Genomic DNA, 22,464 nt, shown 5'->3' with positions numbered 1-22,464 from the left:
CGAGGCGAGAACGAATAATGAAACGTGACATCTTTTTAGAATTGGTAGAAGGCTTCGACGCCTTGGCCGCTGAGCGCCAAGGTAAAGTCTCGCTGCTACACCCAAAAGCGAAAGCCGCCAAACTAGCCTCCGTCATCAATGAGGAACCACACAACTTTGCCGCCACCAAAAATTCTGGCTATATTTGTCCAGAATACGGGGGACACATGATGATCATCGTTCCGTTGGCAGAAGCAAAAAACAATCTATCTAAACTCGTCGATGACGCCGCCGCGGGACAGGTCATCACGATTACTAAACATGGTCGGGCACTTGCCCGCCTCGTTCCCGTGGGAAAACCCTGCGGACAGCGTATCGGAGCAATGAAAGGCAAACTGGTACTGCCCGAAGAGTTCGACGCCCCATTGCCGGACGACATGCTTGATGCTTTTGAAGGCGCTCAAGAATGAGGCTTCTGCTCGACACGCACATTTTGCTCTGGACGCTCAGTGATGACTCCAGGCTATCCGGCAAAGCCAGAACGCTAATTGAGAACGCTGCTGATATTTACGTCAGCGCAGCGACATTCTGGGAGATGGCGATCAAGGTCGGGCTGGGAAAGCTGAACGTTGACCTGGAAGAAATCCGGCAGTACTGCCTCGAAAGCGGGTTCATCGAACTGCCGGTGACTTCGGAACATGCCATCGCCGTAAAAGACCTCGAACATCACCATCGCGACCCGTTCGACCGCCTTATTGTTGCAACCGCCATGACAGAGCCGATGAAACTGCTCACCGCGGACCCGTTGGTTGCCAGGTACACAGATTTAGCAATCCTGGTTTAACCGGCCACCTCTTCCCTATCCTCCCCTGATATTGGAAAGGCCCGCAGCGTTAACTTGAACCGACACAAACACTACAGAAACGGCACCTTCGGGTACCGTTTTTGCGTTTGTGGGTTCGAGCGCAGATTCGGCGGTAAAAAGTCGCTGACTCAACACGCCGTTTTGTTAGAAACCTCTTTGTGCGTTATAGGCAAAGTCGTTGCGCACAGCACCCAAAGGATCACAAATCTCAGTCATCACGATTTTAACCCCTCCATGCAGCTGAAATTTCCGACAAATGCGTACGCCAAAATCGTTGGGCGAGTATGTTTTGAAATACAGCCCTATTCAGCGCCCACCCATTAATCACGAAAAAATCGTCAACCCGACAAATGATGTGTACGTATTTCATCCCCCCTTGAAAAATGACATTGAAACTTCCAGTCATTTTTGACCAACCCAACCCCTGACTTATACATTTGCTCCGTGCTCGATACGGCACATCCAACTTCTAACAAACGGAGTTTAATCATGGGTTACATGAGTAGCTGGAACGCCAACAAAGTTATCGATCTTGAACAACAGGAAGCCCCTACGGCAGAGCAAATCGAAGAGCTGCAACTGACTGAGGCTGAACAGGCCGAACTGGAAGCTGTATAAAAAAACGGGGGGGGCCCTGCCCCCCGTTTCTCAAGGGAACGGACAATGGACAGGTTCACAATTGCTGAACGAGAACTCAACCTGGAGCAGGCCGAGCAGAGGATTCATGCCGAACTGGATGGCCTGGGACTCAGCGTCGACACCCGCACACTTGGCCGGCAGATCGTCGCGGTCCATGTTTCTGTCAGCGCCACCGATCCACACCGTACCGCCAGAGGATCGGGTAAAGGTTACCTGCAACACGCCCGTGTCGGTGCGCTTTATGAAACGCTGGAACATTATTTAAGTGACCCGTTCAATACTTCCGATATTCACTATGTAGCCCCGCGGTATTTTTCCAATACGCCACTATTTGCCGACGATACTGTCCTTGCACATATCGTCAAACAACCCCATGCCTTAACAGGCTGCCGAACGTATACGAGCGCTCTAAATCACACTTCATTTTCTTATCCGGTCGCGCTGAGCACTCCCGGATATTCACGGCACGCGCTGGAACAAGACACAACAAACTACGGCGCACTGCAGCGTTATGCCAGCAATAGTGGAACGGCTATTGGCGCAAGTTATAACGAGGCGGTATTGCATGCGGCCAATGAATGCATAGAGCGTGATGCACTTTCGTTGTTTCTACTGAAACACTTTTACTACGAAGTCCACCCTCCCTTGCGCCGCATTGCGCGTATGTCCCCTCAAGACGCTCTGGGTCGGCTATGGCTGGACGCCGAAGCGGAGATCGGCGCTGAGATTATCCTTGTCGACATCAGCACTGAATTTCTTGCGCGAACCTTTCTGGCCTTTTCAACCGCACCTTGGGCCCCGCCACGAGTCTTCGGCACCGGTTGCTCGATCAGTGCCCGGCATGGTGCCTGGCGAGCGCTAACCGAACTGGTGCAGTTGCATCACTCGGCCTCGGAACCTGAGTTCAGAGACTATCTGAACAACGCCCAACGTCATTTGACTAAATTCCCTCGCCTGTTGCGCTGCCTGCGATTCGATCTGTACCCACTGTTGAACCTGTGCGAGCAACAAACGGTGAACTTGCCCGTCGCCCACGATGATCGGCCATTGGCCGAGCAAATCGACTTGCTGGCCGAAGACCTGCACCGGCATGGGCGCACGCTGGGCATTGCGCAGCTTCATCAGACTGAGCTCGGAACCACCCTGGTCAATGTCCTCATTCCGGGGCTGGAGCGTTTTTTCGTTGTTTCCAGCGGCAATGTGGTGATCCCGCAGGCGCGGGGGCAGCACCTGGAAAACAGGCATGGAGTGCCGGCATGAACCCTCGATTCGATACGAGCGACCCCTTTCGAGAACAACGGCTGGCTGATACCTTCGCCCATTCCCTTGCATCCCCGGGCGAACTCAATCGCTACATCGAGCCTTTGGGGCCAGGACTGCACCATCTCTTCGTTTTGCGTATTAATGACCGCGACTGGGTAGGCCGAAAAGTCCTGCAACATACTGAGCCTGACGGCTGGCACATCAACAGCCTGCTTAGGCCCTGGATGTTGCTCGGCCCGCTGGCTCAACTGCATTGGGGTAATGAAGGTGCAGTGATCTCTTTTCGAGGGGTGACCCCGCAAGAAAAGGAAACGGCTTTCCACATCGCGCAGACTCAGCCAGACAGCGAAGTCTATTTCCCGTTTCCTGCCACTGACGGCACAGGGCAGGAGTTTGTATGCCCGCCCGAATACTGGCAGTGCACCAAGTCGCTCGTCACGCAACTGGATGCCGACGAAAGTCACTTTCGCCAGCATTGTGCAGCCTTACTCAAAACGATATCGGGCGCCGGCACAGTGATCCATGATCCGGCGTGTTCGACTGGCGAGTTCATTGCGCACCTGGCCCGCGAGCTCCCGGATCGTCGTTGTCTGGGCTCTGATCGATCGGTTTCGATGATCGAGCACGCCAAAATTCGTCATGCCACCTCATCCGCCGAGTTTTACCTGGCCGATGCCCGCAACGTCGCCTCATCCGGCGTTAAATGTGATGTTCTGATACTGCGTTTCCTCAATGCCGAAGTGATGACTCGCACCGACGCGCAGCAAACATTGCTCGATATGGCACCGTGCGTGAACCCGGGCGGCACGATTATCGTTTTTGGTCATACGCCAGTATTGATCGCTGTTCCCTACATGGCCCAGGTATTGAAACTGGAGTTGATTTCCAGCGTAGCGGCCCGCCCTGGGCACAAGGAATTGTTTCAGTTCTATCGGCTGAGGGTTCCCCTCTGATGGCTGCCTTCCTGAACAAAGGCTACTACCCAACCGGTGACGGCCACCATCTCTACTGGGAGCGGCACGGTACACCGGGCAGCGAACCGATATTTTTCCTGCATGGCGGGCCGGGTGGTCGCAGCACTCCCCAGCACCTTGCGTTCTTTGATCTGCGATGTTTCGACATCATTGTGTTCGACCAGCGTGGCTGCGGTCGCTCCCGTCCTCTCGGAGAGCTCCAGCACAACAATACCGGGCTATCCGTTGAAGACATCGACGCCCTGCGTCGACATTTTGGTTTCGACAAAATCAGCTTGGTGGGCGTTTCATGGGGAAGCTGGCTGGCCATTCAATACCAGCAGCGCTATCCCGATGTCATTCTTAAAACCACATTGGTCTCGGTGTTCATACCGTTTGCGGCGAATGTAAGCGCCTACGATAAAACCTTGAGCGAGGGTTTATCTGAAATAACCAATGGCTCCCACGGCGCCAGTGCGCGGGTTATCTACCAGATACTGAGCAAGGGTTGCGAGGTGCAACAACGTCAGGCAGCCATCCACTGGTTGCAGGCCATTTTGCAATTGAACGGGCAATCGACGCGCCTGTGCGCACTCGAAGATTTCGTCAATGAAGAAGCCGTGCGTGCCATCCGGCTGGAGTTGCATTACCACATCAATCACTACTTCTTCACACGGGCGGACGAAAGTCTCTCGGTCGACGCCAATACCATGGTGATACAAGGCATCAGAGACACCTTCGGCATGTCCAGCGTACGTTGGCTTCGCCAGCGCCAGAACATCCGTTGTCGTCTGCTCCACGCCGGACACAACGCCTTCGAACTCCCGATACTGAAAACCGTGCAGCAGTCACTGAAACGTGAAAGTGACCGTTAACAAAAACGGCACCCGAAAGTGCCGTTCAACACTGCAGAGAGCCTGTTACTTACGCGCCGCCTCCCACGATTTCAGCAGTTCGGCATAGCTCACGGTTTCACCTTTAGGCTTCTCGTTCGCCAGTTTCGGCTTCGGTGCACCCGGTTGGTCCAACCAGTACTGCGCGTCGCGCTCGGGGTTCATTTTCGGTGCGCAGGTGGCTTGTGCTTTCGAGCGTTCCAGACGGGTCATGATCGCGTCCTGATCCTTGGCCAGACCATCCAGCGCCTGTTGCGGGGTTTTCTCGCCGCTGGCGGCTTCGGCGATGTGGCTCCACCACAGTTGCGCCAAACGCGGGTAGTCCGGCACGTTGGTCCCGGTCGGGGTCCACTGCACGCGGGCCGGGCTGCGATAGAACTCGACCAGACCACCGAGTTTCGGTGCCAGGTCGGTCATCGCTTGCGAGTTGATGTCCGACTCGCGGATCGGCGTCAGGCCGACGATGGTTTTCTTCAACGATACGGTTTTCGAGGTCACGAACTGTGCATACAGCCAGGCCGCCAGTTTTTGCTTCTCAGGCGTGGACTTCATGAAAGTCCAGGAACCCACGTCCTGATACCCGAGTTTCATGCCCTCCTCCCAGTACGGCCCGCGCGGCGACGGTGCCATGCGCCATTTCGGCGTGCCGTCGGCATTCATCACCGGCAAGCCCGGTTTGGTCATGTCGGCGGTAAACGCGGTGTACCAGAAGATCTGCTGCGCGATGTTGCCCTGGGACGGCACCGGACCGGATTCGGAGAAGGTCATGCCCGCCGCTTCCGGTGGCGCATATTTCTTCAGCCAGTCGACGTATTTGGTGGTTGCATAGACCGCCGCCGGGCCGTTGGTGTCGCCGCCGCGGGTCACGCTGGAACCGACCGGATGGCAGTCCTCGACGCGGATGCCCCACTCGTCCACCGGCAAGCCGTTGGGAATGCCCTTGTCGCCAGCGCCGGCCATGGAGAACCAGGCATCGGTAAAGCGCCAGCCCAGGGACGGGTCTTTCTTGCCGTAGTCCATGTGCCCATAGATACGCTTGCCATCGATTTCCTTGACGTCTTCGCTGAAGAATTTGGCGATGTCTTCATAGGCCGACCAGTTCACCGGGACGCCCAATTCGTAGCCGTACTTTTCCTTGAACTTGGCCTTCAACTCTGGCCGTTCGAACCAGTCGGCGCGGAACCAGTAGAGGTTGGCGAACTGCTGGTCAGGCAGCTGATAGATCTTGCCGTCCGGCGCGGTGGTGAACGAGATGCCGATGAAGTCTTTGATGTCCAGGGTCGGCGAGGTGTAGGCCTTGCCTTCGTTGGCCATCAGGTCGGTGATCGATTCGGTTTTGCCGTAGCGAAAGTGCGTGCCGATCAGGTCCGAGTCGTTGACCCAGCCGTCATAGATGTTCTTGTCCGATTGCATCTGGGTCTGCAGCTTTTCCACCACGTCGCCTTCTTGCAGCAAGTCGTGGGTCAGCTTGATCCCGGTGATCTCGGTAAAGGCTTTGGCCAGCGTTTTGGATTCATATTCGTGGGTCGCGATGGTTTCCGAAACCACCTTGATGCTCATCCCGCGAAACGGTTCGGACGCCTTGATGAACCACTTCAACTCCGCGAGCTGCTGCTCTGGGGTGAGGGTGGACGGTGTGAATTCGCTGCCAATCCATTTCTTCGCGGCGTCTTCATAGGCATCGGCCCAGGCCGCAGCGCTCAACCCGCTGAGTGCCAGCATGGCTGCCAATGAAACGCTATGTCGCAGCTTATTGTTTTTGTCGAACATAGAGACCTCCTTTTAGGGTTTCGGAGCAACTTTGCCGAGCGATTCGACTAGCCCCAACGCATCACAGCAAACAGCCACACCAGGGACAACGCGAACGCAACCCAGATGCTCCAGTCGGTGACGCCGATTACCAGCAAATGCAGGTAGGCGCTGCCGAGAAGACCTATAAACAACCGATCGCCACGGGTGGTGGCAATCGGCAACAAACCACGCCGAAGAATGCTCGGCGAACGCAGTTCCCAGGTCGTCATGCCCACCAGGATCAAGGCAATGACGCTGAAGAATGCCGCCGTAGGGCCGGTCCAACTCATCCATTCCATCATCAGCTCCTCAGACCCGGCCCAGGGCAAAGCCCTTGGCCACGTGGTTGCGAACAAACCAGATCACCAGCATACCCGGCAGGATGGTCAACACCCCCGCTGCCGCCAGCACGCCCCAGTCGATACCGGACGCCGAGACCGTGCGCGTCATCACCGCCGCAATCGGTTTGGCGTTGACCGACGTCAGCGTTCGCGCCAGCAGCAGTTCGACCCAGGAAAACATGAAGCAGAAAAACGCCGTCACACCGATCCCGGAGCCAATCAGCGGAACGAAAATCTTCACGAAGAACTTGGGGAAACTGTAGCCGTCGATGTAGGCGGTTTCGTCGATCTCCTTCGGCACGCCGGACATGAAGCCCTCAAGAATCCACACCGCCAACGGCACGTTAAACAGGCAATGAGCCAACGCGACGGCGATGTGCGTATCGAACAAACCGATCGAGGAATACAGCTGGAAGAACGGCAGCAAAAACACCGCCGGTGGTGCCATGCGGTTGGTCAGGAGCCAGAAAAACAGGTGCTTGTCACCGAGGAACCGATAGCGCGAGAACGCATACGCCGCTGGCAATGCCACGCTCAGCGAAATCACCGTGTTCAGGCTCACGTAGTACAGCGAGTTGAGGTAACCGGTGTACCAGGCCGGATCGGTGAAGATCACCTTGTAGTTGGCGAAGGTAAAATCCTGCGGAAACAACGTCAGGCCGCTGAGGATTTCGGTGTTGCTCTTGAAGGACATGTTCAGCAGCCAGTAGATCGGCACCAGCAGGAACAGGATGTAGATCAGCAGCGGAATGAGCTTTCTTTTACTCATGGCAGACCTCAGCGGTTGGCGTCAGAGTGAGTCATGGCCGTATAGAACAGCCAGGACACCAACAGGATGATCAGGAAGTACACCAGCGAGAAAGCCGCCGCCGGGCCGAGGTCGAACTGCCCGATCGCCATTTGCGTCAGGGTCTGGCTCAAGAACGTCGTGGCATTCCCCGGACCGCCACCGGTCAGCACAAACGGCTCGGTGTAGATCATGAAACTGTCCATGAACCGCAACATCACCGCGATCAACAGCACGCTCTTGAGCTTGGGCAACTGGATGTGTCGGAAAACCGCCCAGGCCGATGCCCGATCAATCCGCGCCGCCTGGTAGTACACGTCCGGAATCGCCCGCAGCCCCGAGAAACACAACAGCGCCACCAACGACGTCCAGTGCCAGACGTCCATCACCAGCACCGTGACCCAAGCGTCCATGGTGTTGGCCGCGTAGTTGTAGTTCAGGCCCATGGCCTTGAGGCTGGCGCCGAGCAATCCAATGTCCGCCCGACCGAAGATCTGCCAGATGGTGCCGACCACGTTCCACGGAATCAGCAACGGAATCGCCAGAATGATCAGCACCAGCGACGACCAACGACCCTTGGTCGGCATGGTCAGGGCGATCGCGATGCCCAGCGGGATTTCGATCAGCAGCACACAGCCGGAGTAGATGAACTGACGCAGTAATGAGTCATGCAGGCGCGGATCGAGCAGCACTTGCTTGTACCAGTCGGCGCCGACGAAGTAGCGGCTGGACTGGTCGAAGATGTCCTGCACCGAGTAGTTGACCACCGTCATCATCGGGATCACCGCACTGAACGCCACCAGCAAAAACACCGGCAACACCAGCCACCAGGCCTTGTTGTTCTGCACCTTGTTCATGGCTACGTCTCCAGGAGATATTCGTCGGCATACACCATCAACCATTGAGCCGGGAAGCTGATGTAGGCGGTTCCCTCAGGCACTGGCTTGTCTTCGGCCAGGCGCACTTTCAAAGGGGCGCCGTCGAGGTTCAGGGTCATGATCTTGTAGGTGCCAAGGTCTTCGACGTGTACGACCTGTGCCTGCATCGCCTCATCAAACGGCTCGTCCCACACATGCACGAACTCCGGACGGATGCCGACTTTCAGGGTTTTCCACTCGGACTCTGCGATGCGTTTCTGTTGAGCATCGGAAAGTGGCAAATGAGTCGAGGCGAAACCGACACCGCCTGGCTGCGGCTGAACCTCGATCAGGTTCATCCCCGGACTACCGATGAAATAGCCGACAAAGGTGTGGCTCGGCCGCTCGAACAGTTCTCGCGGCGTACCGAATTGCACAATCTGCCCGCCGTACATCACCGCGATCTTGTCGGCGAAGGTCGAGGCTTCGAGCTGATCGTGGGTGACGTAGACCATGGTGATGTTGAACTGCTCGTGGATCTGCTTGAGCTTGCGCCTCAGCTTCCACTTCAGGTGCGGGTCGATCACGGTCAGCGGCTCATCGAACAGGATCGCCGACACGTCATCGCGCACCAGCCCACGGCCCATGGAGACTTTCTGTTTTTCATCGGCGGTGAGGTTGCGCGCCTTCTTGCTCAGCAGCGCCTGGAGGTCGAGGACTTCGGCGATTTCCTGCACCTTGCTGTGAATTTTCGCCTCGGCCATGCCCTGATTGCGCAGCGGGAAGGCCAGGTTGTCGAACACCGTCATGGTGTCGTAGACCACCGGAAACTGGAAAACCTGGGCGATGTTGCGTTTCTCCGGGGTCAGGTCGTTGACCACTTTGCTGTCGAACAGCACTTGGCCCTGAGACGGACTGAGCAGCCCCGAAATGATGTTGAGCAAGGTCGACTTGCCGCAGCCCGAAGGCCCGAGCAGCGCATAAGCACCGCCCTGCTCCCAGACGTGGTCCATCTCACGAATCGCATAATCCTCGGGGCCAGAAGGCGTGCGGGTGTAACTGTGGGCGAGGTGCTGCAAACGAATTTCGGCCATCAGGCAACCCTCGCGATACGTCGACCGGGCGCCTGGACCAGCCGCCCCTGCGTATCGAAGACAAACAGTTTATGGGTCGGGATATAGATGCGAATCGGCGCATCGACGTCGTATTCGTGAACGCCGGGCAAGTGCAGCACCAACAGGAAATGCTCGTTGCGCACGTGCAGGAAGGTTTCCGAACCGCTGATCTCGGCCACCTCGACGGTCACCGCCAACTCCAGGTCATCGTCGTTGCTCGGCACCAGCGAAATATGGCTGGGCCGTACGCCAAAGCGGAACTCGCCCTCGCCCACCGGCCGCAAATCGACGTTGAGCGGGAAGTGCACGAAATTGGCGAAGCTGACTTCGTTGCCGACGATACGTCCCGGCATCAGATTGATCGGCGGCTCGGAGAACAGCTCTGCCGCCAGCACGGTTTGCGGCTGGTGATACACCTCGGAAGACTTGCCACTCTGGATCACCCGGCCTTCGTGAAGAATGGTGGTGGTGCCGCCCAGCGCCAACGCTTCGTTGGGTTCGGTGGTGGCATAGATGGCGATGGTGTGGTGGGCCTTGAACAGCTCGCGCATTTCCTGGCGCAGTTCTTCGCGCAGTTTGTAGTCGAGGTTCACCAGCGGTTCGTCGAACAGGATCAGCTCGGCATCCTTGACCAGCGCCCGGGCCATGGCCGTGCGCTGTTGCTGACCACCGGAGAGTTCGAGGGGGTGGCGCTGGAGGAATTTCTCGATGCGCAGCATCTTCGCGGTTTCCAGCACTTTGCTCTGGATCAGCTCATTGGAAACGCCGCCCTGGCGCAATGGCGAGGCGATGTTCTCGAACACCGTCATGGTCGGATAGTTGATGAACTGCTGATAAACCATCGACACGTTGCGCAAACGCACCGGGCGCTGGGTGACGTCGACGCCGTTCATCAGGATGCGGCCGCTGTCAGGCTTGTCCAGACCGGCCATCAGGCGCATGAGACTGGTTTTGCCGGACAGCGTGCGCCCGAGCAAAACGTTGAAGGATCCGGCTTCGAAACTAAGGCACGCATCATCGATCCAGGTCTGGCCCTCGACGGTGCGGCTGACGTGCTCCAGGGTTAATGACATGGCTCGGCCTTTTTTTTATTTGGAGTCAAGCGACCGAAGCGATAGAGCGACATTCGTGCCACAAATTGCAAGCCGTTGATCCGGCTTGAAAATCCTTCAAATGGAGGAGCAACCGCATTCGTTGCTGAACAGAAATGAACAACCGCGGCTGAACAATTGAACAATCCAACCGTTGACAATGAACAATAGTGAACAACACTCTACGGATGCTTTTGGCTCGCAAAGACGAGCGCATAACAAAAAAAACAAAGCATTTTCAGAGATCGACTGCCATGGTCGTACCCGCCTTGCCGCTCTCCCACGACGCCATCATTCAGGACTCCTGGTCCCGTTGCCGCGCGTTCGGCCTCAATCATCAGAGCGCCCCGGCGTTCGACCAGCTGCCGGCCGAGGGCATCGCGCAATTGCTGGAGAGTCAGCACTCACTGGTGCAAACCACTCACCAGGAAGTCCTGCCGTACTACGAGAACATCCTCAGCAACTCCAACTGCCTGATCATGCTCGCCGACAATCAGGGCCAGGTGCTGACGTCCTGGGGCACCCAGCGTTTTATCGAGCCGAACCTGACCCGCGGTTTCAGCGCCGGTGCCAGCTGGATGGAACGCTGCAGCGGCACCAATGCGATCGGCACCGCCCTCGCCTGCGAGCAGGCGGTGCACATCGAGCACGACGAACATTTCCTCAAGGCCAACCGTTTCATGACCGGTTCCGCCGCACCGATTTTCGATGCCGAACGCAAAGTCATCGCGGTGCTGGATGTGTCCAGCGACAGCTACCTGCCGCCGTCCCACACGCTTGGCATGGTCAAGATGATGAGTCAGACCGTGGAAAACCGGCTGATCCTCAACCTGTTCCATGGCCAGCATTTCCAACTGACCTTCAACACCGGGCTGAACAACCTCGACAGTCAATGGGCCGGGCTGCTGATCTTTGACGAAACCGGTCAGGTGCTGTCTGCCAACCGCAGGGCCGACAATCTGCTGGGCATCAGTCTGTCGCGGGTCAGTGTCGAAAGCCTGTTCAAAGTCTCGCTGCTGGAGTTGTTGAACCAGCCGGACGGCCTGCCCTTCGCCTTGCAAACCTCAGGACGCAACCGCTTCCAGTGCCTGTTGAAGCGGCCGAAACAGGCAGTGATTCAGGCGCGGGTGTTTGCCGAGCCCACGGTGGCGGCACCGGCAGCGATCAGCCTCAATACCCTGCATTTCGGTGACAGCCGCGTGGAAAAAGCCGTGCGCCAGGCCGAGCGGTTGCTGGAAAAAGACATTCCGTTGTTGATCCACGGCGAAACCGGGGTCGGCAAGGAAGTCTTCGTCAAAGCCCTGCATCAGGCCAGTTCCCGGAGTAAAAAACCGTTCATTGCCGTCAACTGTGCCGCCATCCCCGCCGAACTGGTGGAGTCTGAGCTATTTGGCTACGAGAAAGGCGCGTTCACTGGTGCTAACCAGAAAGGCAGCATCGGGCTGATCCGCAAGGCTGACAAAGGCACGCTATTCCTCGATGAAATCGGTGATATGCCGTTGCCGACTCAGGCTCGGCTGCTGCGAGTGTTGCAGGAGCGTTGCGTGCAACCGGTGGGCAGCAGCGAGTTGTTCCCGGTGGATATCCGGATTATTTCCGCGACCAACCGCTCGTTACGCGAACAGGTGCAACTCGGGCGGTTTCGTGAAGATCTCTATTACCGGATTGGTGGTTTGACCCTGGAACTGCCGCCGTTAAGAGAACGCAGTGATAAAGCGGCCTTGTTCAAACGCCTGTGGGAACAGCACCGCGAACCGAGCCAATGGGCCGGTTTGAGCAGAGAGGTATTGGAGTTGTTCGGGCGCCACCCGTGGCCGGGGAATTTGCGCCAGGTCAGCAGCGTGATGCAGGTGGCGCTGGCCATGGCCGAGGAACAACCGGTGCGGCCGGAGCATTTGCCGGATGATTTTTTTGTGGATATGGAGATGGAGCCGGTTGAAACGCCGGAGCCGCTGGCGGTCGATCTGAATGATGCCGAGGATTTGAATCGGCAGTTGCAGGCGGCTGGGGGGAACATCTCCCATTTGGCGCGGCGGTTGGGGGTTAGTCGCAATACCCTCTACAAGCGATTGCGCCAGTCTGAGTGACGCGTAGGCCGCACTGCCGGTGTTCGGTTTGAGACCTTCGCGAGCAAGCCCGCTCCCACAGGGGAATTGAGTCGTACACACAACTCAAACATGGCGAAGATCCAATGTGGGAGCGGGCTTGCTCGCGAAAGCGCCTGCCCAGACACCGCTGCACTCGCGAACAAACCAAAAACAAAAACCCGCACAAGGCGGGTTTTGTCTGTAACAGAAGCAGCAATCAGTCAGCCAGACGCCAGGTCGTCCCGCCCTTCCCGTCTTCCAGCACCACACCCATGGCGGTGAGCTGGTCGCGGATACGGTCGGATTCGGCCCAGTCTTTACCCGCACGAGCCGCCAGACGCGCAGCAATCAGCGCATCAACCTCAGCCGCATCAACCCGCCCTTCGGCACCGGCCTGCAGGAAGTCATCGGCTTCAAGCTGCAACACACCCAGCACGCTCGCGAGTTCTTTCAAACGAGCCGCCAGACCTGCTGCCGCATTGAGATCGCTCTCACGCAGACGGTTGATCTCGCGGACCATCTCAAACAACACCGCGCAAGCTTCCGGCGTGCCGAAGTCGTCGTTCATCACCTGGGTGAAGCGCTCGACAAAGGCTTCGCCGCCAGCCGGCGCCACGCTCGGCAGGCCTTTCAACGCGTGGTAGAACCGCTCGAGTGCGCCCTTGGCGTCCTTGAGGTTGTCTTCCGAATAGTTGATCGCGCTGCGGTAATGACTCGACACCAGCAGGTAACGCACGACTTCCGGGTGGTACTTTTCCAGCACGTCGCGAATGGTGAAGAAGTTGTTCAAGGACTTGGACATCTTCTCGCCATTGATGCGAATCATGCCGCAATGCATCCACGCGTTGGCGTAGGTCTTGCCGGTGGCCGCTTCGCTCTGGGCAATTTCGTTTTCGTGGTGCGGGAACTCGAGGTCGCTGCCGCCGCCATGAATGTCGAAGGTCTCGCCCAGGCAGCAGGTCGACATCACCGAGCACTCGATGTGCCAGCCCGGACGACCGTCGCCCCAAGGCGATGGCCAGCTTGGCTCGCCCGGCTTGGTGCCTTTCCACAGCACGAAATCCAGCGGGTCCTGTTTCGACTCGTCGACTTCGATCCGCGCACCGATGCGCAGGTCTTCGATTTTCTTGCGCGACAGCTTGCCGTAGCCCATGAACTTGGCGACGCGGTAGTACACGTCGCCATTGCCCGGGGCGTAGGCGTAACCCTTGTCGATCAGGACCTGGATCATGCTCAGCATGCCCGGGATGTGGTCGGTGGCCCGCGGTTCCATGTCCGGCTTGAGGATGTTGAGGCGCGCCTCGTCCTCGTGCATCGCGGTGATCATGCGCTCGGTCAGCACGTCGAACGGCTCGCCGTTCTCCTTGGCCCGATTGATGATCTTGTCTTCGATATCGGTGATGTTGCGCACGTAGGTCAGGTTGTAGCCACTGAAGCGCAACCAGCGGGTCACCAGGTCAAACGCGACCATGCTGCGGCCGTGGCCAATGTGGCAGTAGTCGTACACGGTCATCCCGCAGACGTACATGCGCACATTGTTGCCATCCAGCGGCTTGAAGACTTCTTTGCTCTTGGTGAGCGTGTTGTAGATAGAAAGCACGTTAGATTCCTTGAATCACTGGCCCCACGAATCACGCAAGGTCACGGTACGGTTGAATACCGGATGACCGGGTTTCGAGTCCTTGATATCCGCGCAGAAGTAGCCTTCGCGCTCGAACTGGAAACGGTCTTCCGGCTGTGCATTGCCCAGCGAGGGTTCAGCACGACAACCGGTGAGGACTTGCAGCGAGTCAGGGTTGATGTTGTCCAGGAAACTGGCGCTGTCTTCGGCCTTCTCAGGGTTGGCCGAACGGAACAGGCGATCGTACAGACGCACTTCACACTCGACGCTGGCCGCGGCCGGCACCCAGTGCACCACGCCTTTGACCTTGCGGCCTTCAGGATTCTTGCCCAGGGTTTCCGGATCGTAGGAACAACGCAGTTCGACGATGTTGCCATCGGCGTCCTTGATCGCTTCGTCGGCGCGGATCACGTAGCTGCCGCGCAGACGCACTTCGCCGTTCGGCTCAAGGCGTTTGTAGCCTTTTGGCGGCTCTTCCATGAAGTCTTCACGGTCGATGTAGAGCTCACGGGCGAACGGCAGAACACGCACGCCCATGTCTTCTTTCGGGTGGCATGCCAATTCGAGGTTCTCGACCTGACCTTCCGGGTAGTTGGTGATCACGACTTTCAGCGGACGCAGCACGCACATGGCACGCGGGGCGCTGTGGTCGAGGTCGTCACGGATGCTGAATTCGAGCATGCCGAAGTCGACCACGCCGTCGGAACGGTTGGTGCCGACCATGTCGCAGAAGTTGCGGATCGATTTCGGCGTGTAACCACGGCGGCGGAAGCCGGACAGCGTGGACATGCGCGGATCGTCCCAGCCAAGAACGTGCTTTTCATCGACCAGTTGCTTGAGCTTGCGCTTGCTGGTGATCGTGTAGTTCAGGTTCAGACGGCTGAATTCGTACTGACGCGGTTGCGCTGGCACGGGCAGGTTCTCGAGGAACCACTCGTACAGCGGACGATGGCTTTCGAACTCCAGGGTGCAGATCGAGTGGGTGATGCCTTCGATGGCGTCCGACTGACCGTGGGTGAAGTCGTAGTTCGGGTAGATGCACCACTTGTCACCGGTCTGGTGGTGGTGAGCGTGACGGATGCGATACATGATCGGGTCGCGCAGGTTCATGTTCGGCGAGGCCATGTCGATCTTGGCCCGCAGCACACGTGCGCCGTCCTTGAATTCACCGGCCTTCATGCGGGTGAACCAGTCCAGGTTTTCTTCCACGGAACGATCGCGGAACGGGCTGTTCTTGCCCGGCTCGGTCAGGCTGCCACGGTATTCCTTGGCCTGTTCAGGGCTCAGGTCGTCGACGTAGGCTTTGCCGGCCTTGATCAGTTCAACGGCCCAGTCGTGCAACTGGTCGAAATACTGCGAGGCGTAGCGCACTTCACCGGACCATTCGAAGCCCAGCCATTTGACGTCGCTTTCGATCGCGTCGATGTATTCCTGGTCTTCCTTGGCCGGGTTGGTGTCGTCGAAACGCAGGTGGGTGACGCCGCCAAATTCCTGGGCCAGGCCGAAGTTCACGCAAATCGACTTGGCGTGACCAATGTGCAGGTAGCCGTTGGGCTCAGGCGGGAAACGGGTGACGATCTGCGTGTGCTTACCCGAGTCCAGGTCCGCCTGGATGATCGGGCGCAGGAAATTGACCGGCACGGCAGGGCCGGTCTTGGAATTCGAGGTAGGGTCGACAGTGGGCTTGCTCATAGGATCCTTGAACGTACAAGTGCGCGGCCAGTTGGCCAAATCAAAGCGGCTGTTAAAACAAAGGGGCTTATCATAGCCGATGCCGTCAAGTCGCTGACAGCGCAGGGCAAAAAACGGCTGCATTTAATCGGATGCAAATGAAAAACAGCCTCGAAATTCGCGCTTGGCACGCTAAACTGCGCATCTTGGCCAAAATTGGCCGGACCGGTTGAGGGCTTCAACGCCCCGGAACCCACGAATTCATATCAAGAGTACCGATCATGACCCAAGTCAAACTGACCACCAACCATGGCGACATCGTCCTGGAACTGAACGCTGAAAAGGCACCGCTGACCGTTGCCAACTTCATCGAGTACGTCAAAGCCGGTCACTACGAAAACACCGTTTTCCACCGCGTCATCGGTAACTTCATGATCCAGGGCGGCGGCTTCGAGCCAGGCATGAAAGAAAAGAAAGACAAGCGCCCAAGCATCCAGAACGAAGCCGACAACGGCCTGCCGAACGAGAAGTACACCGTGGCCATGGCTCGCACCATGGAACCGCATTCGGCTTCCGCCCAGTTCTTCATCAACGTGGCTGACAACAGCTTCCTGAACCACAGCGCCAAGACCACTCAGGGCTGGGGCTACGCGGTATTCGCCAAAGTCGTTGCAGGCACCGACGTGGTCGACAAGATCAAAGGTGTTTCCACCACCATGAAGTCCGGCCACCAGGACGTACCTGCAGAAGACGTGATCATCGAGAAAGCCGAGATCATTGAGTGATACTGCTGATTTCAGACTTGCATCTGGAAGAGGAGCGCCCGGACATCAGCCGGGCGTTTCTGGATTTGCTCGCCGGACGCGCCCGCTCGGCGAGTGCGTTGTACATCCTGGGCGACTTTTTCGAGGCGTGGATTGGCGACGATGCCATGACGCCGTTCCAGCGTTCCATCTGCCAGGCCCTGCGCGATCTTAGCGACAGCGGCACGGCCATTTTTCTGATGCACGGCAATCGCGACTTCATGCTCGGCCAGGCCTTTTGCAAACAGGCCGGCTGCACGTTGTTGAAAGACCCGAGTGTCGTGCAGTTTTACGGCGAGCCGGTGCTATTGATGCACGGCGACAGCCTCTGCACCCGCGACGAAGCCTATATGAAGCTGCGTCGCTATCTGCGTAATCCGATCACCCTGTTCATCCTCCGGCACTTGCCTCTGCGGACTCGCCATAAACTGGCGCGCAAGCTGCGCAGTGAAAGCCGTGCGCAGACGCGGATGAAGGCCAATGACATTGTTGATGTCACGCAGGAAGAAGTGCCGCGGATCATGCAGGCATTTGGCGTGAAAACGCTGATCCATGGGCATACCCATCGTCCGGCCATCCACAAGTTGCAGATTGGCGAGCAGGCGGCCAAACGCATTGTGTTGGGGGATTGGGATCGTCAGGGGTGGGCGTTGCAGGTGGATGAGCAAGGGTTTGCGTTGGCGCCGTTCGACTTCGCCCCGCCGCCGCAGCTGGCAGCACCTTCTGCCTGATCTTCCGGCCTCAGTGACCCGAGGCCGCCGGCCCCGCCTTCGCCGCAAACGGCGGTTTCGCCAGCCATACCAGCACAATCAACCCCAAGAATGCCCACCCCAGCAACGTGAAGTAATCCACGGTGGAGAGCATGTACGCCTGACTGGTCAGCACATGATCCAGTTGCGCATACGCCGGACTGCTCGCTCCGCCCAGGCTGTTCAGCGCCTCGCGGGTAGCCGGCTCATAGGTGCTGATGCTTTCGCTCATATAGGCGTGGTGCTGATCGGCCCGGCGAATCCAGATCCAGGTCGTCAACGACGCCGCAAAACTACCGCCCAAGGTCCGCAGGAACGTCGCAAGGCCTGCGCCGTCGGCGATCTGGCTCGGTGGCAGGTCTGACATCAGAATGCTCAAGGTCGGCATGAAGAACAGCGCCACGCCAATCCCCATGAACAGCTGCACCAGAGCGATGTGCTGGAAGTCCACTTCGTTGGTAAACCCGGCACGCATGAAGCAGCTCAGGCCAATTGCCAGGAACGCCAGACCGGCCAGCAGCCGCAGGTCGAATTTGTGTGCGTATTTGCCGACAAACGGCGACATCAGCACCGGCAGAATCCCGATCGGCGCCACCGCCAACCCCGCCCACGTCGCCGTGTAACCCATCTGGGTCTGCAGCCATTGCGGCAGGATCAGGTTGATCCCGAAGAACCCGGCGTAACCCAACACCAACACAATGGTGCCGATGCGGAAATTGCGGTAAGCGAACAGCCGCAGATTGACCACCGGGTGTTTGTCGGTCATTTCCCAGATCACGAACACCGCCAGCGCTATCACCGAAATGGCCGCGCCGATGAGGATGAAGTTCGACTCGAACCAGTCCAGGTCGTTGCCCTTGTCGAGGATCACCTGCAACGCACCGACGCCAATGATCAGGGTGATCAAACCGACGTAATCCATCGGCTGATAGCTGGTTTCCACCGGCCGCGCCTTGAGTTGCTGGCGCACCACCATCACCGCGAAAACACCGATCGGCACGTTGATAAAGAAGATCCACGGCCAGCTATAGCTGTCAGTAATCCAGCCGCCGAGGATGGGGCCGGCAATCGGCGCCACCACCGTGACCATCGCCAGCAACGCCAGGGCCATGCCGCGCCTGGCGGGCGGATAGACGGCAATCAGCAGCGTTTGAGTCATCGGGTACAGGGGACCCGCCACCAGACCTTGAAGCACCCGAAAGCCAATCAGCTCCGGCATCGAGGTCGAGATACCGCACAGGAACGAAGCCAGCACGAACAGAATCGTCGCCCAGAGAAACAGCTTCACCTCGCCGAAGCGCCGGCTGAGCCAACCGGTCAGCGGCAGCGCGATGGCGTTGCTCACGGCGAACGAGGTAATCACCCAAGTGCCCTGCTCCGAACTCACGCCCAGGTTGCCGGAAATCGTCGGCAGCGCCACGTTGGCGATGGTGGTGTCGAGCACTTGCATGAAGGTCGCCAGCGACAGGCCGATGGTGCTGAGCAACAGGCTGGGCGGCATAAAAGAGGCGTTATTGCTCATCGCGAATCCTTTGGAACTCGGCTGGCGCGGCGCCTTTTAACGGGCGCCGCTGAGGGATTGGCGAATCAGCGTTGAACGGTTTTACTGACCGCAGCGCTGTTGTCGTGAATCAACTGAGTGATCATCGCGTCGGCTTCGGCCAACTGACGGTCATACACATTGGTGCTGAACGAGGCCTTTTGCGGCGGCTGTTGCGCCAGCACCGGGCCGCTCTGGTCGCGCAGGTTCACATCGACCTGAGTCGACAGGCCGACCCGCAACGGGTGCTTGGCCAGTTCTTCGGCGTTGATGTGAATCCGCACCGGCACCCGCTGGACGATCTTGATCCAGTTACCGGTGGCGTTCTGCGCTGGCAGCAAGGCAAACGCGCTGCCGGTACCGGCGCCGAGGCTGTCGATGGTGCCGCTGAACTTCACATCGCTGCCGTAGAGGTCAGCTTCGATGTCCACCGGTTGGCCGATGCGCATGTCACGCAGTTGGGTTTCCTTGAAGTTGGCGTCGATCCACAGCTGATCCAGCGGAATGACCGCCATCAACGCGGTGCCCGGCTGGACGCGTTGGCCCAGTTGCACCGAGCGCTTGGCCACATAACCGGTGACCGGCGCAATCAAAGTGCTGCGCGAGTTATTCAAGTAAGCCTGACGCAATTGCGCGGCAGCGGACATCACGTCCGGGTGCGACGACACCACAGTGTCATCCACCAAAGCACTGGTGGTTTTCAGTTGCTGTTTGGCGTTGGCCAAGGCGTTTTGCGCCGAGGTCAAATCGTCGCGAGCGTGGGACAGTTCTTCCTGGGAAATCGCCCCGCCAGCGGCGAGGTTCTTCCGGCGATTGAAGTTGTCCTGAGCCTTTTGCACTTCAGCCTGTTGGGCGTTGACCTGGGCTTTCATGCCATCGACGTTGCTGTACAAACCACGAACCTGACGCACGGTGCGGGCCAGATTGGCCTGGGCACTTTGCAGACCGACTTCGGCGTCGTTCGGGTCGAAGTTGATCAGCACCTGGCCTTCGTGAACCAGGTCGCCGTCGTCGGCACCGATGCTGACCACGGTGCCGGTGACCAACGGAGTGATTTCCACCACGTTGCCGCTCACGTAGGCGTCGTCGGTGCTTTCGTTCCAGCGCCCGTAGAATTCGTGATAACCCCAGACGCCGACACCGGCGAGGATCACCACGATCGCGAGCACTACCAGCATGACTTTGCGTTTGCGCGGGTTGCTCGTGTCTTGAGCGTTGTCAGGGGATTGGGTTTTATCGGCAGTGGCCATGACAAGTACCTTGAATTAGTTGTGCTGCGTGGCTGGGGTTGCGTTGGCTGCTGTCAGGGATTCGCCCTGGAAGCCGCCGCCCAGCGCCTGCATCAGTTGGATCGACAGGTCGATCTGCTCGGCATTCAGGTTGGCCAGCTGACGCTGGGCCTGGAGCAATTGCTGCTCGATGCTGAGCACGTCCAGGTAATTGCCGATGCCGGAACCGTAACGCTGGACCACGGTGTTGTAAGAATCCTGGGCAATGTCGGTGGCGTGCTGCTGAGCCCCGATCTGCCGGCCGATATCGCGTAACTGGTTGATGGTGTCGCTGACATCGCCCAGGGCTTTCACCAGGCTTTTGTTGTACTGCGCCACCGCGAGGTCGTAATCGGCGTCGCGGGAATCGAGGTCGGCACGCAGGCGGCCACCGTCGAAAATCGGCACCGAGATCGTCGGCGCGATGTTGAAGAAACGACTGGCCGAACCGAACATCGCATCGCCCAGCAACGACTCGGCACCGGCCGCGGCGCTCAAGTTGAGGTTGGGGTAGAAGCGGGTTTTGCCAGCGTCAATGTTCTTGCTCGCCGCCTCGACCCGCCAACGCGCGGCCACCAGGTCTGGACGACGACCGAGCAACTCGGCTGGCAGCACCGATGGCAACGCGACGGCGCTGGCCTGAAGAATTTTCGGTCGGGCGATTTCATTGCCGCGATCCGGGCCTTTACCGAGCAAGACGGCCAAGGCGATTTTCGCGCTTTGCAGGCGTTTCTCGGCGTCGATCAGGCTGGCTTCGGAGGTGGCTTCCAGACTTTCGGTTTGCTGGAACTGGTACTGACTGTCGATCCCCGAGCTCAGGCGACGCTGGCTCAGGTCGAGCATTTGCCTGGTGCGTTTGAGGTCTTCACTGGCCAGGTCGTAGACGATATGCGCTTGCCCCAGATCGCTGTAGGCGCGAGCCACGTCGGCGGACAATGTCAGCTGAGCGGCCTGTTGATCGACTTCGGCAGCACGGGCCTGGCCCAGTGCGGCTTCCCAGGCATCACGCTGCCCACCCCAGAGATCGAAGTTGTAATTGAAACTGGCGCCGATGTTTCGCACGGTGGAATAAGTGCCGCCCTGCCCGCTCGGGTCCTGATCCCGGGCCAGACGCGAACGGCTGACACCAGCGCTGGCATCGAGGGTCGGCATGCGTGCGGCATCTGCGGCATAGGCGGCGGCGCTGGCTTGGTGGGCGCGGGCGTCGGCGATTTGCATGTCGGGGCTGTCGTGCAGGGCTTCGCGGATCAAGCCGTCGAGCTGTGGGTCGCCGAGGCTTTTCCACCAGTCGCCTTTCGGCCAGGCCGCGGGCGACAGGGTCACACCGCTGAGGGATTGCCCGGCCTTGAGGGTTTTCGCATCGAGGCTTTTGCCCTCGGTCGTCAAGCCGCTGGAGCTGGCGCAACCCGCGAGGGTCATGGCCGCCAGCACCAGGCTCAGGCCAGTACGCAGGGTTTTACTGCTCATTTGTCACCTACCCGCAGCAACGTGATCGAGTCACCGGCTGCCACCAAAATTTTCTTCAGGATCTGTTCCAGGGTTTTCAATTCCTCTGGGGTGATCGCGCCAGCCAGTTCATTCATGGCGTCGGCGCCGATCTCCGGCAGGCGATCAGTCAACTGCTGGCCTTGCTCGGTCAGCACTAACTGAACCTGACGGCGGTCCGCTTCGGAGCGTTGGCGGGCGAGGAAGCCTTTCTGTTCCAGACGATCGAGCATGCGGGTCATCGATCCGCTATCCAGCGACAGGTGCCGGCACAGCTCGGCCGGCGTATCGACGCCGAACTGGGCCATGATGATCAGCACTTTGAACTGCGCGGCGGTGATGCCGTGGGGTTCCATGTGCGTATCGATGATCCGGTCCTTGAGTAGCGCAGCGCGCCCTAGCAGGAGGCCGAGATGGCAAGTGTGGAATGCGTCTGGGGTGAAATGTTTCATCTGACCACCAATTAGCTGCCTAGGCAGAGAATGTATGACGAGATGTTACTGCCTAGGCAGCGAATGTCAACGTAATAGTTAGGTTGCTTGCTATTTAGTTGATAAATGGCGCGGGAAAGTTGCTTCGGATCGATGACCGCAGCGCGCCCTTCGCGAGCAAGCCCGCTCCCACAGGTTTGGTGTGATCTGTGTGGGAGCGGGCTTGCTCGCGAAG

At 58.5% G+C, this 22,464-nt stretch carries 21 protein-coding genes; 9 read left to right on the top strand and 12 right to left on the bottom strand.

All coding sequences use genetic code 11. The features are described from left to right. The first annotated feature begins 17 nt into the window (after nucleotides 1-17). The 6 genes from FQ187_RS16295 to FQ187_RS16275 all read left to right on the top strand — a co-directional run bounded on the left by FQ187_RS16295 (nucleotide 18) and on the right by FQ187_RS16275 (nucleotide 4,574). Entirely contained in the window at nucleotides 18-449 is a 432-nt protein-coding gene (locus FQ187_RS16295) for a type II toxin-antitoxin system Phd/YefM family antitoxin (RefSeq protein ID WP_149630290.1), read from the top strand. Next, nucleotides 446-823 carry a type II toxin-antitoxin system VapC family toxin gene (locus FQ187_RS16290; protein ID WP_134422646.1) on the top strand — a complete coding sequence of 126 codons (378 nt, stop codon included), beginning with the start codon at nucleotides 446-448 and terminating at the stop codon, nucleotides 821-823. Before FQ187_RS16295 ends, FQ187_RS16290 begins: the two co-directional genes overlap by 4 nt. A 510-nt stretch (nucleotides 824-1,333) precedes the next feature. After that, nucleotides 1,334-1,462 carry a hypothetical protein gene (locus FQ187_RS30410; protein ID WP_256667330.1) on the top strand — a complete coding sequence of 43 codons (129 nt, stop codon included), beginning with the start codon at nucleotides 1,334-1,336 and terminating at the stop codon, nucleotides 1,460-1,462. 45 nt (nucleotides 1,463-1,507) lie between these two features. Then, a complete protein-coding gene (locus tag FQ187_RS16285) occupies nucleotides 1,508-2,743 on the top strand; it encodes a YcaO-like family protein (RefSeq protein WP_149630289.1) in 1,236 nt (411 codons plus the stop codon). Continuing rightward, complete coding sequence (locus FQ187_RS16280; protein ID WP_149630288.1) at nucleotides 2,740-3,699, top strand: trans-aconitate 2-methyltransferase; 960 nt, start codon at nucleotides 2,740-2,742, stop codon at nucleotides 3,697-3,699. Before FQ187_RS16285 ends, FQ187_RS16280 begins: the two co-directional genes overlap by 4 nt. After that, nucleotides 3,699-4,574: an alpha/beta fold hydrolase gene (locus FQ187_RS16275; RefSeq protein ID WP_149630287.1), complete on the top strand. Its 876-nt coding sequence runs from the start codon at nucleotides 3,699-3,701 to the stop codon at nucleotides 4,572-4,574. The genes FQ187_RS16280 and FQ187_RS16275 overlap by 1 nt, the downstream gene beginning before the upstream one ends. Before the next feature lie 45 nt (nucleotides 4,575-4,619). Here the strand turns inward: FQ187_RS16275 and FQ187_RS16270 are convergent, their stop codons facing one another. From FQ187_RS16270 to FQ187_RS16245, 6 genes are read right to left on the bottom strand one after another with little or no spacing between them, the layout of a single operon-like run. Further along, nucleotides 4,620-6,362 (bottom strand): ABC transporter substrate-binding protein, encoded by a 1,743-nt coding sequence (locus FQ187_RS16270; RefSeq protein ID WP_129436918.1) that lies wholly within the window; start codon nucleotides 6,360-6,362, stop codon nucleotides 4,620-4,622. A gap of 47 nt (nucleotides 6,363-6,409) precedes the next feature. After that, nucleotides 6,410-6,682, bottom strand: a complete 273-nt coding sequence (locus FQ187_RS16265) for a DUF2160 domain-containing protein (RefSeq protein WP_149630286.1) — start codon at nucleotides 6,680-6,682, stop codon at nucleotides 6,410-6,412. A gap of 10 nt (nucleotides 6,683-6,692) precedes the next feature. Next, nucleotides 6,693-7,493, bottom strand: a complete 801-nt coding sequence (locus FQ187_RS16260; protein WP_017339615.1) for a carbohydrate ABC transporter permease — start codon at nucleotides 7,491-7,493, stop codon at nucleotides 6,693-6,695. A gap of 8 nt (nucleotides 7,494-7,501) precedes the next feature. Next, complete coding sequence (locus tag FQ187_RS16255; RefSeq protein ID WP_129436920.1) at nucleotides 7,502-8,368, bottom strand: carbohydrate ABC transporter permease; 867 nt, start codon at nucleotides 8,366-8,368, stop codon at nucleotides 7,502-7,504. Between the two features lie 2 nt (nucleotides 8,369-8,370). Then, nucleotides 8,371-9,462: an ABC transporter ATP-binding protein gene (locus tag FQ187_RS16250; RefSeq protein WP_149630285.1), complete on the bottom strand. Its 1,092-nt coding sequence runs from the start codon at nucleotides 9,460-9,462 to the stop codon at nucleotides 8,371-8,373. Further along, nucleotides 9,462-10,556 carry an ABC transporter ATP-binding protein gene (locus FQ187_RS16245; protein ID WP_149630284.1) on the bottom strand — a complete coding sequence of 365 codons (1,095 nt, stop codon included), beginning with the start codon at nucleotides 10,554-10,556 and terminating at the stop codon, nucleotides 9,462-9,464. Before FQ187_RS16245 ends, FQ187_RS16250 begins: the two co-directional genes overlap by 1 nt. A 272-nt stretch (nucleotides 10,557-10,828) precedes the next feature. On the opposite strand from FQ187_RS16245, the gene FQ187_RS16240 reads away from it, so the two are divergent. Further along, a complete protein-coding gene (locus FQ187_RS16240; RefSeq protein WP_149630283.1) occupies nucleotides 10,829-12,661 on the top strand; it encodes a sigma-54-dependent Fis family transcriptional regulator in 1,833 nt (610 codons plus the stop codon). Between the two features lie 217 nt (nucleotides 12,662-12,878). Here the strand turns inward: FQ187_RS16240 and cysS are convergent, their stop codons facing one another. Continuing rightward, on the bottom strand, nucleotides 12,879-14,261 hold the full coding sequence (cysS, locus tag FQ187_RS16235; RefSeq protein WP_149630282.1) for a cysteine--tRNA ligase: 1,383 nt from the start codon (nucleotides 14,259-14,261) through the stop codon (nucleotides 12,879-12,881). 15 nt (nucleotides 14,262-14,276) lie between these two features. Further along, nucleotides 14,277-15,974 carry a glutamine--tRNA ligase/YqeY domain fusion protein gene (locus FQ187_RS16230; protein WP_149630281.1) on the bottom strand — a complete coding sequence of 566 codons (1,698 nt, stop codon included), beginning with the start codon at nucleotides 15,972-15,974 and terminating at the stop codon, nucleotides 14,277-14,279. Nucleotides 15,975-16,234: 260 nt separating this feature from the next. On the opposite strand from FQ187_RS16230, the gene FQ187_RS16225 reads away from it, so the two are divergent. Both FQ187_RS16225 and lpxH read left to right on the top strand, forming a co-directional pair. Further along, nucleotides 16,235-16,738: a peptidylprolyl isomerase gene (locus FQ187_RS16225; protein ID WP_128869400.1), complete on the top strand. Its 504-nt coding sequence runs from the start codon at nucleotides 16,235-16,237 to the stop codon at nucleotides 16,736-16,738. Then, entirely contained in the window at nucleotides 16,735-17,487 is a 753-nt protein-coding gene (gene lpxH / locus FQ187_RS16220) for a UDP-2,3-diacylglucosamine diphosphatase (protein WP_149630280.1), read from the top strand. Before FQ187_RS16225 ends, lpxH begins: the two co-directional genes overlap by 4 nt. A 10-nt stretch (nucleotides 17,488-17,497) precedes the next feature. Here lpxH and FQ187_RS16215 read toward each other — a convergent pair whose 3' ends face one another. The 4 genes from FQ187_RS16215 to FQ187_RS16200 all read right to left on the bottom strand — a co-directional run bounded on the left by FQ187_RS16215 (nucleotide 17,498) and on the right by FQ187_RS16200 (nucleotide 22,250). Continuing rightward, the gene (locus FQ187_RS16215) at nucleotides 17,498-19,027 is read right to left on the bottom strand and encodes a DHA2 family efflux MFS transporter permease subunit (RefSeq protein WP_149630279.1); all 1,530 of its coding nucleotides are present in this window, start codon (nucleotides 19,025-19,027) and stop codon (nucleotides 17,498-17,500) included. 65 nt (nucleotides 19,028-19,092) lie between these two features. Further along, nucleotides 19,093-20,295, bottom strand: a complete 1,203-nt coding sequence (locus FQ187_RS16210; protein WP_149630278.1) for an efflux RND transporter periplasmic adaptor subunit — start codon at nucleotides 20,293-20,295, stop codon at nucleotides 19,093-19,095. 15 nt (nucleotides 20,296-20,310) lie between these two features. Further along, nucleotides 20,311-21,780: an efflux transporter outer membrane subunit gene (locus FQ187_RS16205; protein WP_149630277.1), complete on the bottom strand. Its 1,470-nt coding sequence runs from the start codon at nucleotides 21,778-21,780 to the stop codon at nucleotides 20,311-20,313. Further along, nucleotides 21,777-22,250 carry a MarR family winged helix-turn-helix transcriptional regulator gene (locus FQ187_RS16200; protein ID WP_134422670.1) on the bottom strand — a complete coding sequence of 158 codons (474 nt, stop codon included), beginning with the start codon at nucleotides 22,248-22,250 and terminating at the stop codon, nucleotides 21,777-21,779. Before FQ187_RS16200 ends, FQ187_RS16205 begins: the two co-directional genes overlap by 4 nt. Nucleotides 22,251-22,464: the final 214 nt, after the last annotated feature.

The organism is Pseudomonas sp. ANT_J28, assembly GCF_008370005.1.
Taxonomy (GTDB): Bacteria; Pseudomonadota; Gammaproteobacteria; order Pseudomonadales; family Pseudomonadaceae; genus Aquipseudomonas; species Aquipseudomonas frigoris.
This window is presented reverse-complemented; position numbering and strand designations above follow the sequence as displayed.

Excerpts from the sequence above, each read along its gene's own strand:
- FQ187_RS30410 (WP_256667330.1), top strand. The coding sequence starts at position 1,334 with ATGGGTTACATGAGTAGCTGGAACGCCAACAAAGTTATCGATCTTGAA.
- FQ187_RS16225 (WP_128869400.1), top strand. The coding sequence starts at position 16,235 with ATGACCCAAGTCAAACTGACCACCAACCATGGCGACATCGTCCTGGAA.
- FQ187_RS16265 (WP_149630286.1), bottom strand. The coding sequence starts at position 6,682 with ATGGAATGGATGAGTTGGACCGGCCCTACGGCGGCATTCTTCAGCGTC.
- FQ187_RS16215 (WP_149630279.1), bottom strand. The coding sequence starts at position 19,027 with ATGAGCAATAACGCCTCTTTTATGCCGCCCAGCCTGTTGCTCAGCACC.
- FQ187_RS16295 (WP_149630290.1), top strand. The coding sequence starts at position 18 with ATGAAACGTGACATCTTTTTAGAATTGGTAGAAGGCTTCGACGCCTTG.
- FQ187_RS16230 (WP_149630281.1), bottom strand. The coding sequence starts at position 15,974 with ATGAGCAAGCCCACTGTCGACCCTACCTCGAATTCCAAGACCGGCCCT.
- FQ187_RS16255 (WP_129436920.1), bottom strand. The coding sequence starts at position 8,368 with ATGAACAAGGTGCAGAACAACAAGGCCTGGTGGCTGGTGTTGCCGGTG.
- FQ187_RS16290 (WP_134422646.1), top strand. The coding sequence starts at position 446 with ATGAGGCTTCTGCTCGACACGCACATTTTGCTCTGGACGCTCAGTGAT.
- FQ187_RS16240 (WP_149630283.1), top strand. The coding sequence starts at position 10,829 with ATGGTCGTACCCGCCTTGCCGCTCTCCCACGACGCCATCATTCAGGAC.
- FQ187_RS16250 (WP_149630285.1), bottom strand. The coding sequence starts at position 9,462 with ATGGCCGAAATTCGTTTGCAGCACCTCGCCCACAGTTACACCCGCACG.
- FQ187_RS16275 (WP_149630287.1), top strand. The coding sequence starts at position 3,699 with ATGGCTGCCTTCCTGAACAAAGGCTACTACCCAACCGGTGACGGCCAC.
- FQ187_RS16210 (WP_149630278.1), bottom strand. The coding sequence starts at position 20,295 with ATGGCCACTGCCGATAAAACCCAATCCCCTGACAACGCTCAAGACACG.
- FQ187_RS16280 (WP_149630288.1), top strand. The coding sequence starts at position 2,740 with ATGAACCCTCGATTCGATACGAGCGACCCCTTTCGAGAACAACGGCTG.
- FQ187_RS16205 (WP_149630277.1), bottom strand. The coding sequence starts at position 21,780 with ATGAGCAGTAAAACCCTGCGTACTGGCCTGAGCCTGGTGCTGGCGGCC.
- FQ187_RS16245 (WP_149630284.1), bottom strand. The coding sequence starts at position 10,556 with ATGTCATTAACCCTGGAGCACGTCAGCCGCACCGTCGAGGGCCAGACC.
- FQ187_RS16200 (WP_134422670.1), bottom strand. The coding sequence starts at position 22,250 with ATGAAACATTTCACCCCAGACGCATTCCACACTTGCCATCTCGGCCTC.
- FQ187_RS16285 (WP_149630289.1), top strand. The coding sequence starts at position 1,508 with ATGGACAGGTTCACAATTGCTGAACGAGAACTCAACCTGGAGCAGGCC.
- FQ187_RS16260 (WP_017339615.1), bottom strand. The coding sequence starts at position 7,493 with ATGAGTAAAAGAAAGCTCATTCCGCTGCTGATCTACATCCTGTTCCTG.
- FQ187_RS16270 (WP_129436918.1), bottom strand. The coding sequence starts at position 6,362 with ATGTTCGACAAAAACAATAAGCTGCGACATAGCGTTTCATTGGCAGCC.